Annotated in this window: 16 protein-coding genes and 1 tRNA gene; 11 read left to right on the top strand and 6 right to left on the bottom strand. The window is 62.6% G+C overall.

The window, feature by feature from the left end; genetic code table 11:
- Positions 1-35 precede the first annotated feature (35 nt).
- Entirely contained in the window at positions 36-1,025 is a 990-nt protein-coding gene (locus tag NKI49_RS04040) for an arabinose ABC transporter substrate-binding protein (protein WP_352600004.1), read from the bottom strand.
- A 256-nt stretch (positions 1,026-1,281) separates the two neighbouring features.
- Here NKI49_RS04040 and NKI49_RS04035 point away from each other — a divergent pair, with 256 nt between their 5' ends.
- Both NKI49_RS04035 and dgoD read left to right on the top strand, forming a co-directional pair.
- Entirely contained in the window at positions 1,282-1,971 is a 690-nt protein-coding gene (locus NKI49_RS04035; protein WP_352600156.1) for a FadR/GntR family transcriptional regulator, read from the top strand.
- A gap of 8 nt (positions 1,972-1,979) precedes the next feature.
- Complete coding sequence (gene dgoD / locus NKI49_RS04030; protein WP_352600002.1) at positions 1,980-3,128, top strand: galactonate dehydratase; 1,149 nt, start codon at positions 1,980-1,982, stop codon at positions 3,126-3,128.
- An 89-nt stretch (positions 3,129-3,217) separates the two neighbouring features.
- Here dgoD and NKI49_RS04025 read toward each other — a convergent pair whose 3' ends face one another.
- Positions 3,218-3,625, bottom strand: coding sequence for a DUF6496 domain-containing protein (locus NKI49_RS04025; RefSeq protein WP_352600000.1), 408 nt, complete (start codon positions 3,623-3,625; stop codon positions 3,218-3,220).
- Between the two features lie 282 nt (positions 3,626-3,907).
- On the opposite strand from NKI49_RS04025, the gene NKI49_RS04020 reads away from it, so the two are divergent.
- The 7 genes from NKI49_RS04020 to NKI49_RS03990 all read left to right on the top strand — a co-directional run bounded on the left by NKI49_RS04020 (position 3,908) and on the right by NKI49_RS03990 (position 10,691).
- Positions 3,908-4,567 carry a phosphoribosyltransferase gene (locus NKI49_RS04020; protein WP_352599998.1) on the top strand — a complete coding sequence of 220 codons (660 nt, stop codon included), beginning with the start codon at positions 3,908-3,910 and terminating at the stop codon, positions 4,565-4,567.
- A gap of 257 nt (positions 4,568-4,824) precedes the next feature.
- Positions 4,825-5,682 (top strand): cytochrome c oxidase subunit II, encoded by an 858-nt coding sequence (locus tag NKI49_RS04015; protein WP_352599996.1) that lies wholly within the window; start codon positions 4,825-4,827, stop codon positions 5,680-5,682.
- A complete protein-coding gene (gene ctaD / locus NKI49_RS04010) occupies positions 5,679-8,195 on the top strand; it encodes a cytochrome c oxidase subunit I (protein WP_352599994.1) in 2,517 nt (838 codons plus the stop codon). The genes NKI49_RS04015 and ctaD overlap by 4 nt, the downstream gene beginning before the upstream one ends.
- 7 nt (positions 8,196-8,202) lie before the next feature.
- On the top strand, positions 8,203-8,583 hold the full coding sequence (locus NKI49_RS04005; RefSeq protein ID WP_352599992.1) for a hypothetical protein: 381 nt from the start codon (positions 8,203-8,205) through the stop codon (positions 8,581-8,583).
- The gene (locus tag NKI49_RS04000; protein WP_352599990.1) at positions 8,580-9,245 is read left to right on the top strand and encodes a cytochrome c oxidase assembly protein; all 666 of its coding nucleotides are present in this window, start codon (positions 8,580-8,582) and stop codon (positions 9,243-9,245) included. The genes NKI49_RS04005 and NKI49_RS04000 overlap by 4 nt, the downstream gene beginning before the upstream one ends.
- Positions 9,245-10,345 (top strand): c-type cytochrome, encoded by a 1,101-nt coding sequence (locus NKI49_RS03995; RefSeq protein ID WP_352599988.1) that lies wholly within the window; start codon positions 9,245-9,247, stop codon positions 10,343-10,345. The genes NKI49_RS04000 and NKI49_RS03995 overlap by 1 nt, the downstream gene beginning before the upstream one ends.
- Positions 10,346-10,421: 76 nt before the next feature.
- On the top strand, positions 10,422-10,691 hold the full coding sequence (locus NKI49_RS03990) for a DUF3606 domain-containing protein (protein ID WP_352599986.1): 270 nt from the start codon (positions 10,422-10,424) through the stop codon (positions 10,689-10,691).
- A 99-nt stretch (positions 10,692-10,790) separates the two neighbouring features.
- On the opposite strand, the gene NKI49_RS03985 is transcribed toward NKI49_RS03990, so the two are convergent.
- Positions 10,791-11,270 (bottom strand): hypothetical protein, encoded by a 480-nt coding sequence (locus tag NKI49_RS03985; protein ID WP_352599984.1) that lies wholly within the window; start codon positions 11,268-11,270, stop codon positions 10,791-10,793.
- Positions 11,271-11,486: 216 nt separating this feature from the next.
- On the opposite strand from NKI49_RS03985, the gene NKI49_RS03980 reads away from it, so the two are divergent.
- Both NKI49_RS03980 and NKI49_RS03975 read left to right on the top strand, forming a co-directional pair.
- Positions 11,487-11,843, top strand: a complete 357-nt coding sequence (locus tag NKI49_RS03980; protein WP_352600154.1) for an SPW repeat protein — start codon at positions 11,487-11,489, stop codon at positions 11,841-11,843.
- A 182-nt stretch (positions 11,844-12,025) separates the two neighbouring features.
- Positions 12,026-12,952: an NADP-dependent oxidoreductase gene (locus tag NKI49_RS03975; protein WP_352599982.1), complete on the top strand. Its 927-nt coding sequence runs from the start codon at positions 12,026-12,028 to the stop codon at positions 12,950-12,952.
- A 72-nt stretch (positions 12,953-13,024) separates the two neighbouring features.
- On the opposite strand, the gene NKI49_RS03970 is transcribed toward NKI49_RS03975, so the two are convergent.
- The 3 genes from NKI49_RS03970 to NKI49_RS03960 form a co-directional block, all read right to left on the bottom strand.
- Entirely contained in the window at positions 13,025-13,213 is a 189-nt protein-coding gene (locus NKI49_RS03970; protein WP_352584350.1) for a DUF3008 family protein, read from the bottom strand.
- A gap of 161 nt (positions 13,214-13,374) precedes the next feature.
- Positions 13,375-13,980 (bottom strand): cupin domain-containing protein, encoded by a 606-nt coding sequence (locus NKI49_RS03965; protein WP_352599980.1) that lies wholly within the window; start codon positions 13,978-13,980, stop codon positions 13,375-13,377.
- A 307-nt stretch (positions 13,981-14,287) separates the two neighbouring features.
- Positions 14,288-14,363 (bottom strand) — tRNA-Ala (locus tag NKI49_RS03960).
- Positions 14,364-14,468 lie beyond the last annotated feature (105 nt).

Raw genomic sequence — 14,468 nt, 5'->3', positions numbered from 1 at the left:
GCGGGCTGAGCCGCCGCCTGTTTTTACAGGGAGGACTATTCGATGCCGAGGCCCTGCCGGACCTTCTGATAGTCGTCGCGCTTGGCGAGCGCGCCGGAAGTCAGGATCAGCTTCTCCGGTTCCTTGTTGTTGGCAACCCAGTCGTACATGTTGAGCGCCGTTTCGTAGCCATGGCGCTTCGGCGAGATGATCACCGTGCCGACGAAGCCGGTAGCGGTCGGCTTCTTGAACTCGTTGATCGCCGAATCCGCGCCGCCGATGCCGACGCCGATCATGCCGTCGGCCGGAATGCCGACGCTTTCGGAGGCGCGCACGGCGCCCAACACGGCTTCGTCGTTCAGACCGAAGGACACCCACTTCTTGATGCCGGCATGAGCATTGAGAACCACCGTCGCGGCATTGAGGGCAGCCTCGGTGTCGGTCTTGGCCTGCGGGGCGTCAAAGATGTTCTCGGCCTTGAAGCCGTTCGCCTTCAGCACCGAGATGGCGCCTTCGACGCGGTCGACCGCTGTCGGCAATTGGTCATAGGAGACGCGGATCGCGCCGACCTCGTCGGCCTTCCAGCCGCGCGCCTTTATTTCATCGACGATCGCCTGGCCGACGGCCTCACCAATCTTGGTTGCCGAGATGCCCATATGCGGCACGTCTTCCAGCGCCTTGCCGTCGGCACCGACCAGGCGGTCGTCGACGGTCATCAGCTTGAGATTGTTGGCAGCGGCCTTGGCGACGATGCCAGGACCGAGCTTTACGTCCGGCGTGCAGACGATGAAGCCCTGGGCGCCCTGCGCACCGAGATTGTCGATTGCCGACATCAGCTTCTCACCGTCCTCGGCACCGATCTTGACGAGGGTAAAACCCTTCTCCTTGGCGGCTTGGTCGGCGAACTTCCATTCGTCCTGGAACCACGGCTCCTCTGGCTGTTTGACGATGAAGCCGATCTTGGCGTCCTGAGCATATGCAGCGATGGTCGTGACGGACAGCACGGCGAGTGCGCCCGCGACGAGCGCGGTCTTCAAAAGTCGCATGATTACCTCCCAGCGATAGGCCGGACACTCAGCCCGGGCACCGGAGTCTCTAATTGTTTTTATCATACTCGTCAATTGATCTGGTATGATAATTGAGATACATGCACTGACCAGTGACCCTGGCGCAAATCACCCGCATCCGGTAAGGCCGGGCCGGTGGTGCGAGACCAGCGGTTCGCCGCCTTGGAGGAGGGCTGAGGTGACCGAAAGTTTGAAGAAGGCGCAAGGCGATACCACCGCTCGACGCCCGCGCGTCATGCCTGACGTGACGAAGGCGATCGCCTCGGATATCTTTTCCGGTCGTTATCCGGCCGGCTCCTCCTTGCCCACCGAAAACGATCTTGGGATCGAATATGGCGTCAGCCGCACCGTCATTCGCGAAGCCCTGAAGGTGCTGGCAGCCAAGGGCTTGGTGCTGTCGCGGCCGCGTGTCGGCACCACCGTCTGCAACGAAGACGACTGGAACATCATCGACCCGCAAGTGCTGGCGTGGCATGCGCCGCATGCGTTGGACGACAAATTGTTCGATGCCATCCTCGAAACGCGCCGCGCCATCGAACCGCTGGTCGCGGAACTGGCCGCCAACCGCGCGACGCTGCAGGAGATCGCCAACCTCGAAGCAGCGTGGCGAGGCATGGCGGGCGCCGGCGAGGACCTTGTCACCTTCTCGCGCAGCGACATCGCCTTTCACCAGATCCTCTATGCCGCAAGCCATAACCCGATTTTTCGCCAGATCGGCAATTTGATAGATACCGGGCTCAAATTCTCGCTGGAGGCGACGGCAACCATCTCGCTCAGCCGGCGCATGGAAGCCGTGGCGGCGCATCGCGAGGTGGTGGAGGCGTTGCGCATGCGCAATGCCGAAGCCGCGCGTGGCGCGGCGAATAAAATTCTCGACCTTGCGGCGCGCGATCTCGTCAGCGCCAAGAAACTCAAGAACAACTGAGACATCGCATGAAAATCACCGCGCTCACCACCTACATCGTTCCGCCGCGCTGGCTGTTCCTGAAGATCGAGACCGACGCCGGCGTCACCGGCTGGGGCGAGCCGGTCGTCGAAGGCAGGGCTCTGACCGTCGAGGCGGCGGTCAAGGAACTGGCCGACTATCTCATCGGCAAGGACCCTCGCCTGATCGAGGATCATTGGACGGTGATGCATCGCGGCAGCTTCTATCGCGGTGGGCCGATCCTGATGAGCGCCATTGCCGGCATCGACCAGGCGCTGTGGGACATCAAGGGCAAGGCGCTCGGCGTTCCCGTGCATGAGCTACTCGGCGGCAAGCTGCGCGACACCATCAAGGTCTATTCATGGATTGGCGGCGACCGGCCGGCAGAGGTCGCGGCGGGCGCCAAGGAGGTGGTCGCACGCGGCTTCCTCGCACTCAAGATGAACGGCACCGAGGAATTGCAGATCGTCGACAGTCACGACAAAATAGACGCCGCGGTGGAGCGCGTCGCCATGGTGCGCGAGGCGGTCGGACCCGACATCGGCATCGCCGTCGATTTCCACGGCCGCGTGCATCGGCCGATGGCGCGTATCCTGGTCAAGGAATTGGAACCCTACCGGCTGATGTTCATCGAGGAGCCGGTGCTCAGCGAAAACCGCGAGGCGCTGAAAGAGATCGCCGCGCTTGGCTCGACCCCGATCGCGCTCGGCGAGCGCCTCTACAGCCGCTGGGATTTCAAGTCCGTGTTCGAGGAAGGCGTCGTCGACATCATCCAGCCCGACCTGTCGCATGCCGGCGGCATCACCGAATGCCGGAAGATAGCGGCGATGGCGGAGGCCTATGACGTCGCCGTGGCGCCGCACTGCCCGCTGGGACCGATCGCGCTCGCCGCATGCCTGCAGCTCGATGCGGTGAGCTACAACTGCTTCATCCAGGAGCAGAGCCTCGGCATCCACTACAACGCGGCCAACGACCTGCTCGACTACGCCGCGAACAAGAACGTCTTTCGCTACGAGGATGGTTATGTCGCCATTCCCGACGGCCCGGGCCTCGGCGTCGAGATCGACGAGGACTATGTCAAGGAGCGAGCAAGGGAAGGCCACCGCTGGCGCAACCCGGTCTGGCGCCACAAGGACGGCTCTTTCGCCGAGTGGTGATCGCCGCAGCTGCCGTCGACAGAGGCAGAGTCGGCTCGGGTTGTGCGGCAAGCCCGCGTGGCGCCTGCGAGCCGGGGAATTCCAACGGCTCAGTGGCTCAACGCCCGCTCGAGCTGGGCTTTGGACATTTTCGAGCGGTTGGGAATGTCCCGGCGCCTGGCTTCCGCATAGAGATCCTGCTTGCTCTTGCCGCCGTCGGATGAGGAGCGCCCGCGCGTCGTCGCCGCCTTCATGGTGCGGTTCTGGGCAGCCTTTCCTTCCTTCTCGGCTTCAGCGGTTTCGCCTCTTTGCTCCTTCGCCTTGGTCCTGCGCAGGTTCTGCCTATTCTTTTTCGGGCTTTCCTGGTTTGTGGCACCCGCCTCGTGCAGCGCGATTGCAATCGCCTGCTTGGGATTCTTCACCTTAGGACCGCTGCCCCTGATCTTGAGTTCGCCGTGCTTGTATTCATGCATGACGCGCCCGACGGTCGCCTTCTGGGTTTCGGATTGCTTCGGCATGACCAGCCTCCTTTGCTCGGATGGTCGGATCTTCGATACACATGCACTTCGCCTTCTGCGCCGCGTTCGGCGCCGACCATGCGGAGCCGCGCGATTCCGATTTTTCGCGGGTTCCGGCAGCGGACGACCTAACCGCAGCCAATCGCGAATGTTCCAGTGCTGGTGATTGCAGTCCGTGCGGAACGATCCGCGCCTTCCTCCGTTGGGTCCATCTCGAAGTCCGCAGGAATGCGCGACCGGCACTGTGGGCCGGAAAGGTCTCTCAACGGAGGAGTCAGCCAAATGCTCGCGATTGAGGGCGGGTTTCTCGACCGACGTGAGGCAGGCCGAAGGCTCGCAAACGAACTCGCCAAGACCAAATGGGCCGATCCGATCGTGTTGGCGCTGCCGCGCGGCGGTGTTCCGGTTGCCTTCGAAATTGCAAAGGCCCTCCATGCACCGCTGGATATTCTGCTCGTTCGCAAAATTGGCGCTCCAGAGCATCCGGAGTTCGGTGTGGGCGCCGTGGTCGACGGCAACGACCCGCAGCTCCTTCTGAACGACGATGCACTGCGGATGCTCGGCATTTCGTCAGACTACATTGAAAAGGAAGAAACTCGCCAGTTGCACGAGATCGAAAGGCGGCGGGAGCGCTACCTCGGGGGACGTGCCGCAATCCCGGTAGAGCATCGAACCGCCATTGTCGTCGATGATGGCATCGCCACCGGCAGCACTGCCGCCGTGGCGCTGAAGGCCGTGCAGAAATCCGGGGCAGCGCGGACGGTGCTTGCTGTTCCGGTCGCTCCACCGGAGGTAATCCATACGCTGCGTGCCGAAGCGGATGAGGTGGTCTGCCTCAGCACGCCGGCGCAATTTCAAACCGTTGGCTCCTACTACGTCGACTTCGAACAGACCTCCGACGAGGAGGTCGTCGAGTTGCTTCATGCCGCGGAGGAAATCTGACTGCCTGACGGACCCACAAGGATCGACTTCATGCCACCTACGCTAACTCCAGCGATTGGCGCGACATGGCGTTCGCTCTTTTGAGCCTGCAAAAGTCACGGCCGGATCGAGGAGCGCCAAGCTCCGGTGTCGCTCGTTCTTGGCCGCTCGCTTTTGCTGCATCCTGTCCACTCGTTCTCTCGGCCTGTTCCGGAATACAGTCATCGCTTGATCCCGCCGGCGACGAGGCGGCCGAGATCGCCAAGCTATTTTGGGCGATGGCGGCAGGCGGCCTGGTCATATGGTCGGCGGTCATGTGCGTGCTGCTCCATGCCGCTCGGCCGGGACGGTCGCCGCTCGGCGAAACGGGTGCACGCCGGCTGATCGTGTGGGGCGGCGCGGTCTTCCCGTCGGCAACGCTGCTGATCCTGCTTGCATACGCGCTATGGCTGATGCCAGGGCTGCGTCCGGCGGCTTTGGCGGCAGGGGAAGAACCCTTGCGCATCGAAGTCACCGGCAAGCAGTTCTGGTGGCGCGTCGCTTATCACCTGGACGACGGGACGTCCGTGATTTCGGCCAATGAAATCAGGCTTCCGGTCGGCCAGCGCGTCGAACTGACGCTGAACAGTGCGGACGTGATCCATTCGTTCTGGATCCCCGCACTCGGCGGCAAGATGGACATGGTTCCCGGCCGGACCAACCGGCTATCGCTCGTCGCCACGAAGGCCGGCAACTATCGCGGCCCGTGCGCGGAATTTTGCGGGCCATCGCATGCGCTGATGGCGTTCTCCGCTGTCGCCATGGAGCCGGGTGGCTTTCGGAGCTGGCTCGCCCAGCAGGCAGCGCCGTCCGATGCCTCGGAAGGGGACGGCATCGACCTGTTCATGAAGCATGGCTGCGCCTCCTGCCACCGGATCAACGGCACCGAGGCGCAGGGGCTCATCGGGCCGGACCTGTCCCACATAGGCTCGCGCGAAACCATCGGCGCCGGCATCCTGCCCAACACCGCGGCGGCGATCGCTCGCTTCATCTCCGAGCCGGATGTGATCAAACCGGGCTCGAAGATGCCCGCTTTCCGCATGCTTCCGCCCGAGGACATCCGCGCCATCGCAACATATCTCAAGGGCCTTGAATGAGCGCCGTCGACACAAAGCCTGCGACCGGCCGGCACGAGGCGCAGACGAAGCGGCTGCGCTCGGTCTGGGCCAATCCGACCGGCTGGCGCTACTGGACTTCCGTCAACAACTATCAGGTCGGGCTCTGGTACGCTTCGGCCGCATTTGGCTTCATGCTGTTCGCCGGCATATTGGCGCTGCTCGTGCGGCTGCAACTGGCGGTCCCGGAGAACGATTTCCTGTCCGCCAATTTCTACAATCAAGCCTTCACGCTGCATGGCACGGTAATGATGTTCCTGTTCGCCGTGCCGATTTTCGAGGCGGTGGCGATCTTTTTGCTGCCGCCCATGCTTGGCGCGCGCGAACTGCCGTTTCCGCGCCTCGGCGCCTTCGGCTTCTGGAGCTTTCTTGTTGGCGGGATCTTCGTCTGCGGTTCGATCTTTTTCGGCGCCGCGCCTTCGAGCGGCTGGTTCATGTATCCGCCGCTCTCCACCGACAAGGAACTGTCCGGTATTGGCGCCGATATCTGGCTGCTCGGGCTTTCCTTCATCGAGATCGCCTCGATCGCCGCCGCGGTCGAGCTTATCGTCGGCATCATGAAATGCCGCGCGCCGGGCATGCGCATCAACCTGATGCCACTGTTTGCCTGGTATCTGCTGATCGTCGCCGGCATGATCCTGTTCGCCTTTCCGCCGCTGATCGCCGGCGATCTCCTGTTCGAGATGGAACGGATGTTCGACTGGCCGTTCTTCGACGCGGCACGGGGCGGCGATCCGCTTCTGTGGCAGCACCTGTTCTGGATCTTCGGGCACCCGGAGGTCTACATCATTTTTCTGCCCGCGATCGCCCTGATGGCGATGATCGTTCCGACATTCGCGCAGCGGCCGATCGTGGGCTATTCATGGATCGTGCTCGCAGCCGTCGGCACCGGTTTCCTGTCGTTCGGCCTGTGGGTGCACCATATGTTCGCCACCGGCCTGCCGCAGATTTCGCTGGCTTTCTTTTCAGCCGCATCGGAGGCGGTCGCGATCCCGACCGGCGTGCAGATATTCGTCTTCATCGCCACCATGCTCGCCGGGCGTGTGATCTTCTCGGTACCGATGCTGTTCGGAGCCGGAGGGCTCGCTATCTTCATCATCGGCGGGCTGACCGGGGTCATGGTGGCGCTGGCGCCGTTCGATTGGCAGGCGCACGACACCTATTTCGTCGTCGGGCACCTGCACTACGTGCTGGTCGGCGGCATGCTGTTCCCGGTCATTGCCGGCGTATATTATTATTACCCGCTTCTCGATGCCAGGAAGCTGTCGGAACGGCTCGGCACGATCGCCTTCTGGCTGATGTTCGCCGGCTTCAACATCGCCTTCTTCCCCATGCACATATCCGGCTTGCGCGGAATGCCGCGCCGCGTGTTCACCTACCCTGCCGGGCTCGGCTGGGACTGGCTCAACCTGATCTCGACGCTCGGTGCGTTTATCTTCGCCACGGGCGTGCTTATCGTCGTCGTCGACGTGCTGCGGCCGAAGCACCGGGAGCCGCGCCGAGAGGTCAATCCGTGGAACGCGGGCACGCTGGAATGGATCACCGAGCCGGAGGAGAACTGGGGCGTGCGCTCCATCCCCCAGGTCGAAAGCCGCTATCCCCTGTGGGATCAGAAAACGCTGGCGCGCGACGTCAACCTCGGCCGGTTCTATCTTCCGGATGCCGAGGAAGGCCGACGCGAGGGCCTGGTCACATCCGTGCTCGATGCTAACCCGCTCCAGGTGCTCAGGGTCGGCGGCACCGCCTATGTGACGATCGTCTCGGCTTTTTCGCTCGGCGCCGTGTTCATCGCGCTGACCTTCCACTGGTGGCTCGCGACGCTCGCTTGCGGGATCATCGCCTTCTGCGCGATCGTTTACTGGCTGTGGACCGGAACCGGGGAAATCCCTGAAAAGCCGGAAAAGAACGTCGGGCTTGGGCTGACGCTGCCGCTCTATTCCTCCGGCCCGGCGTCGGCTGGCTGGTGGGCTATGTTCATCACCATGACCGGTGACGGAACCGCGCTCGCCAGCCTGATCTTCGGCTATTTCTTCTACTGGACGATCCATCCGGACTTCACCGCCGGCATTGCCGGGCCAGGTGCATTCTGGCCGATGGCGGCGCTGGTGCTGTTCGCGGCCGCATGGCTGCTGATGCTCGCAGCGCGAGCCATGAACAGCCGCGGCGCAACGACGGCCCTGCGGACCTGCCTGGCGCTATCGGGCGCGCTCACAATCGCGGCTTCGGCCGCCGCCGCCTATGCCCCGTGGTCGTACGACATGGATCCTGTGCGGCATGTCTATCCGGCGATCGTCTGGATCCTTGTCCTCTGGGTGCTCGTCCACGCCGCACTGGGCGCGGTCATGCAGTTCTACTGCCTGGCACGCAGCGTCGCGGGGCGACTGACGCCGGAGCACGACATGGACCTCCACAACGTGGTGCTTTATTGGCATTTCCTGCTGGTCACCGCGGCGACGGTCCTGACCGTCGTCGGCCTTTTCCCGATGGCGATGTGAGGCTGCGATGCGTCTCTTGCCCAGGGAAATGGAAACCCTCTGGACGCTATTCACGGCGCCAATCATCTGGGCGGTTCACTTCCTGGTCTGCTATGTCGGCGCCGCGATCTATTGCGCCAAGCCTGGCTTGTTCGGTTTCGGCTTCGGGGCCGTGCGCGGCGGCATCGGCGCCCTGACCGCAGTCGCGCTTGTTCTCATTTTGCTTTCGGCATGGCTTGCCTGGCGGCAATGGGGTTTCGGCGCGGAGGACCCGCCGCATGACGATGCGACGCGGCGGGACCGGCGCCTGTTCCAGGGCTTCGCCACGCTTCTGCTCTGCGGGCTGAGCTTCGTCGCGGTGATCTTCGTCGCTCTGCCTGCCCTTTTCATGACGGAATGCCTGCGATGAAGCGCCTTGCCCTCCTGTCAGGCATCGGCCTGCTCGCCGTCATCTGGGCTGGACCGCTGCTGGGCCCATCGCGAGGCTCTTTTGCCGCCCACATGCTGTCGCATATGGGAGTGGTCGCAATCGCCGCGCCGCTTCTGGCGGTGGGAATCAGCGGCACGCGTCTGGACTTTTGCCGGGCTTTGCTGCCTGATCGAGCGGGTGCCGACCGAACAGCGGCATTCGCCCTGCCGATCCTTGCTTCCCTGGTGGAGCTGATGATCGTCTGGGCCTGGCACGCTCCAATCATGCGCTCGCTCGCACAGGCGACGGTCCTGGCGGCGATCCTGGAGCAAGCGAGTTTCCTCGCGGCCGGGCTGTTCCTGTGGCTTGCATGCATCGGCACAGGCGCAAAGGGCTCGACGCATCGAGGCATTGCCGGGGCTTTCGGCCTGCTGCTGACCTCGATCCACATGACATTGCTCGGCGCGCTTCTGGCGCTTGCTCCGCGCCCGCTTTACGGCCTGACAACGACCACCTGTCTCGGCCTCGAACTCGGTCCGCAAGAGGATCAGGTGCTCGGTGGCGTCATCATGCTGTCGATAGGCGCAGTGGTCTATCTCGCCGGCGGTGTCGTGCTTCTCGGACGCGCTATCCAGGTGCACGGTCGGGAGGCTGCCCGCTGATGCATGTCAACTGGAAGCATATTGCCGCCGCGTTTGCCGTCCTGCCCTTCGCAGCCATCTTCGTCGCGTGGATCGGCTTCTTCAACGTCGGCGCCTCCACCGGCCACTGGAAAATCACCGAATGGTTCCTGCATTTCGCCATGCGCTCGGCAATCAGAACCTATGCGCTTGCCGTAGAGCCGCCGGAGAAGCTACCGCGCTATGCCATCCAGCCGGCGGCGGGGCACTATGCACTGGGTTGCGCCACCTGCCATGGCGAGCCAGGCGAACCACGCTCGCCGACGGTCATGGAGATGTTGCCCAGGCCACCCGATCTTGCGACAGTCGTCAGTGGATGGACCGACGCCGAACTGTTTCGCATCGTCCAGCATGGCGTCCGCTTCACCGGCATGCCGGCATGGCCGACCCAGGACCGCGACGACGAGGTCTGGGCCATGGTCGCCTTCCTGCGCGAGCTGCCGACAATGGATGCCGCAGCCTATCGCAACCTCGCCTATGGCGAAAGAAGCGCGACGCCGGCGCAGCCAGCAGACCTCGAACAGGCCATGGCCGAATGCGAGCGCTGCCACGGAAAGGACGGACGGGGACGCAGCCCGGCGGTTCCGGTCATCGCCGGACAGAACGAGGCCTATCTGCTGGAGAGCCTGAGGGCCTATGCGGAAGGCCGCCGCGCGAGCGGGATCATGGCCATGGCGACGACCGCCGTCGAGCCCGACCAATGGCCGGCGCTCGCCCGGCATTTTGCAACTCTGCCCCCGGCGCGGCCTGCTACCCCCACCAAGGATGTGACCGCGGCCGCCGACGGCGAAGACATTGCGAGACATGGCCGCCCGGCGAAGAACGTGCCGGCATGCTTGAGTTGCCACGGAGGATCGAAGCGGAATCCGCTCTATCCGGATATCACCGGACAGCCGGCGGGATATATCATGAACCAGCTGATGCTCTTCAGGGAAGGAAAACGCGGCGGCACGGCCTATCATCGCCTCATGGCCAATGTGGCGAAGGGCCTGAGCGATGCCGACATGCGGGCGCTGGCCGCCCATTTCTCAAGCGCGCCGTCCGGTTCCTTGCCGATCCGGGGCAGTCAGTCACCGAGATGAGGGCACCCTCGCCGCTCGGAACAAATCCGCATCGATTCTGTTTGCATTACGGCTGGACAATCCGAGGTAAAAACCGATGCCTGACGACACCAGACGCGACGTTCAAGACCCCCCGCATGTCTCGGCCGAAGACGACTATGAATTGCGTCATTTTGCGAACCGGCATGACATGACACCCGATGAGGTGCGCGAACTCATCCGCAAGTACGGAACCAATCGCGATGTACTGGAACAGGCTGCGAAAACCTTGCGCGACCGCCCCAATTCGTCCGACGATGTCACCCAGGATGCACGCCAGCAAAGGACCGAGATGCATCTCGGAAATCCGAAATCCCGAAGCGGATGAAGGCGACGTCGGATAAACAATATCCGGCGTCAGGCACACCAATTTTAAAAGCCGGTCAGCACAATAGTCGAGCAGCACCCTCAGGGCTGCGCCGTTGAGCTACTTTTTGAGGATGTTTCCGTGGTTTAGGTCGAAAGCGCCGGTGCCATGGGCTTGCCTGTAGAAATCATCCTGCAGCTCACCCCACTCGCCAAGATAAGCACCACATTTGCTGCAGTGAATCGGCGTCGATTCCGTGGCGTTTTCCGGGATGTCCATCAGGATCGTCCCACATGCCTTGCAATCGAGCTTGTCATCCAGTTTGCGGCGCATTCCATATGAACGCACACAATTGCTCGCGTGCCAATCGTTAGTTTCGCACGACGCGTGGAACCGCTTCACACGGTTTCCTGGCGGCCTCCGATGCGCAGGTATTTTCAAGCGGAACCCACCGGCGCGATCACAGCTCGGCACGAACAGGTGAGGTTTGCGCAGCAGAGCGCCGAATAAGCGCCTGACTTGAAGCTTGCCTGGCGGCAAGTTCAGCGCCTCGGCGATGTAGTTCCAGCGCGCTATGTTCCTTTGCAGGAATCCGGCCATGCGCCGATCATTCTCACTCGGAAGCACGGCTGATGCCGTTTGGATCACCGCCAAGTGATCCAGCTATCCCCTCCGATTGGAACAAAACCCCTGCAATTCAGTTAGATAGCTTGGATTGGACCGCCGATGCGGAAGTTTGGCCCGGCCACGATGCAGATGAGCGGCTTCACGCGGACGTTGGCGGAACTCCAGAACCGCTCTTTGATGGAGGATGTCATGAACCAGTGGACAAATGCCAGGCTCTGCGACGTAGCCAACCTGATCCTTGGCGGAATTCTGTTCTTCTCTCCCTGGATGTTCGCCTTCGCGGCAGGCCCGCAGACGCAAAACGCCCTTGGCAGCGGTATCGTGATCTTCGTGCTTTCCGTGGCCGCCCTTGCGGCATTTGCCGTTTGGGAGGAGTGGGTGAACCTGATCGTTGGCCTGTGGGTCCTCGCCTCTCCCTGGGTGCTGGGTTTCCAGGCGACCACGGCGATGTCCGTACATGTCGTGATCGGTATTCTGGTCGCCGTTCTGGCAGCAATCGAACTCTGGATGATGTACCAGAACCCGCCAACGCAATCCGCCGCCTAGCAGGCGGGCAGCGGCGCTCTGAAGGCTGATCAAGGCGCCACCGGCTGCATGGCTGACGTATCGGCACCACGCGGGAGTGGCTCACCGATACGGGCCGACGGACTTTATCGAACTGGCGGGAACCGGCGTCGCAGGGCACCGTCCGAAGCTGCCTGAATCATGAACCGACAAGGAGCAGAACCATGGCGACCATCAAGGCGGTCCGTGTTCACACTTTCGGTGGACCGGAGGTTCTTTCGCTGGACGAGGTGCCCATGCCTCAGCCACGTGATGACGAGGTCACACTCAAGGTTTATGCGGCGAGCGTCAATCCGGTCGACTATAAGATCCGTGAGGGGACATCGGGCGAAGACCTGCCCGTCACACTCGGCCGCGACGTATCCGGGGTCGTGGAACTGTGCGGCACGCGGGCGCACACGTTGAAGAAGGGCGATCCGCTGTTTGCCATGCTTGGCCCCGATCGGGGCGGCAATGCCGAATATGTCGTCGTCAAAGCGACGGAAGCGGCGGCGAAACCAGAAAGCCTAAGCCACGTGGAGGCAGCCGCCGTGCCGCTTGCGGGGATTACCGCATGGCAGGGCCTGTTCGACCATGGCGGTCTCGAGCCGGGGCAACGGGTTCTCATCCATGGCGGCGCCGGCGGCGTCGGTCATTTGGCGATCCAGCTTGCCAAGGCCACCGACGCGTTCGTCGCCACGACCGTTTCAGCCGAGGATTTCGATTTCGTCCATCGGCTCGGCGCCGACCAGATCGTCGACCACAAGAAACAGCGCTTCGAGGATGTCGTCGAAAAGGTCGACGTGGTGTTCGATCTGGTCGCCGGCGATACGCAAGACCGCTCCTGGACAGTGCTCAAACCCGGTGGCAGATTGGTTTCCACCCTCTCCGAGCCCTCGCCGGAACAGGCCCGCCGGCATCAGGCACGCGGCACTTCCTATATCGCACAGCCAAACGCGGCGCAGCTTGCCGAGATCGGCCGTCTCATCGACGCCGGCAAGGTGAAGCCATTCGTGCAGGCGACCTATCCCCTAGAGGAGGTCGCCAAAGCCGAGGAGCGCCTCGAGAAGGAGCATGCGCGCGGCAAGATCGTGCTTCGGATAGCCGCTTGAACAGCAATCCTGGGTCGCAACCCAAGCGGCACTACCCGGCAAATCGAGCAGTAGAGCTTTGCTGAACCTGCGTCACGATTTGGACGCGTGTTCCGCCTTGCCCTTGCGTTTGGTCGACGCCATGTCGTGAAGTTCCTTCTCACTCATCGACTTGACCATCGATTTGGACGCGCCCTTCAGCTCGCTCTTTTTCTTTTCACCGCGCTTGGCCGCAAGGGCTGCGCCGGCGGCCATCTGCTGGGCCTTGGATTTGGCTGGCATATCGCACCTCCAACGTTATGACCCTAAACTATAAACCCTAAACTCGGTGGGTCTGCCTTGCGTTCCGTTCCCCTGCCAAACACTTGAACGGCTGGAAGCATCTCGGCGCACACTGCGACGACGCGGCGCAGGCGCAAGCCAAGATGGCACCGACTTCGGCTTCAAGTTTCATTTTTCCATACCGACAGCAGCGGGCCTTTGCTTCCATAGACCGGATCCTTCCGCGGCCGGCCAACCCTGGGAATCGTTCCCAATGCCCGCTCACGTTCCTCGGCAGTCGTGCATTCGTCATAAGTGCCGGATCCAGGATAGGCGCCGACCACCAGGAAATCGGCAGTCTCGGAGAGGCATTGGTGGCCGGTGCCGGCCGGAAGAACAGCCACGTCGCCGGCTTTCAAGGACAGTATACGCCCCTTGTTGCCGCCGAACCGAACCCTGCCGGTTCCGCGCGCAACGCCAAGCACCTCATGTATGCGGGAATGGTAATGAACGTAGTGGTAGATGCCGTCCCGCCAGCTGTCACGCCAGCCATTGGCCTCGAAAAGTTCTTCCAGAACGGCTGCGGGGTCGAATTGCCCCATCGGCTTCACGGCGCCACGATAGACGACCAACGGCCAGAAGGGGTGGTTCGGCACGAGGCCATCATCCTTGAACCGAAATTCAAGCGGCTTCTTCAGCTTTACCAGTTCGCCGAGTTCTTGCTTTCCCGGTCGCGCAATGCCCGTCGCCTGCTCGGCAGCTTTCTTCACGCCCTCAAGAATTCCCATGGCGAATTCCCCGTGAGATCAGTGGGCACCGCCCCCGCTCTGGTTCAACGGATCTCAACCAGCGGCAGCGCACTTTGTTCCCGTTGCCGTGCGGCCCCGGTCAAGCCGCGGTCTCGCAGGGAGCTTCGCCGCAGCATCGTTGCGATACCCGGTGCATCATTTCGGAGGTTAAGCGGTTACGAAGACACCGTCACGGAGGCGGGCGCCCAAATGACCGCCTCACGACCACGCAGTCTCAGTAGGCCTAAGGCTGTGAATTGGATTTGCAATATGGGCGCAAGCAGGGCGCGAATTGCAGGAGACTGTTTGGTGGAGCCAATCGGGATCGAACCGACGACCTCTTGAATGCCATTCAAGCGCTCTCCCAACTGAGCTATGGCCCCACTTCCGGCAGTCAGCCGGCGCCGTTTCCGGCGAAGAGATCCGGCGCGGGTTGGAGACCGCGCCGTTAGTGCAGGCGGCTTCTAACCCCGCCTTTCGCCAATATC

The organism is Mesorhizobium sp. M0587, from assembly GCF_040320945.1.
Taxonomy (GTDB): Bacteria; Pseudomonadota; Alphaproteobacteria; order Rhizobiales; family Rhizobiaceae; genus Mesorhizobium.
This window is presented reverse-complemented; position numbering and strand designations above follow the sequence as displayed.